This window comes from Pseudoalteromonas sp. SIMBA_162 (genome assembly GCF_046535955.1).
In the GTDB taxonomy this organism is placed as follows: Bacteria; Pseudomonadota; Gammaproteobacteria; order Enterobacterales; family Alteromonadaceae; genus Pseudoalteromonas; species Pseudoalteromonas marina.
In genome coordinates, this window is the sequence record NZ_JAWJBQ010000937.1 from 1 (window position 1) to 247 (window position 247).

General features: G+C 66.4%; 1 protein-coding gene. It reads right to left on the reverse strand.

Features of this window, described 5'->3' with window-relative positions:
* A partial coding sequence (locus tag R0J88_RS22460) for a hypothetical protein (RefSeq protein ID WP_410901238.1) occupies positions 1-247 on the reverse strand: 247 nt, incomplete at both ends.

Genomic DNA, 247 nt, shown 5'->3' on the forward strand with positions numbered 1-247 from the left:
TTGCGCACGCGCTCGAGCCACTCATCCAGTTCGTCCTGATCGGTGATGGCGCGGTAGTTGCGCTCCTCACGCGGCGGCAGCGCATCGGGCATCTCGTCGCCCTCCTCCGCCGCTGCCAGATCAGGCGTTGGCGCAGCGGCGGACTTGCCCTTGCCAGAGGCCTTTTCAGCGACAGGCGCGATGCTGTCACCGAACAGATCACTGCCGGCGACTCCGCTGTCCTTTTCATCGGCATGCGGCGTGGCTG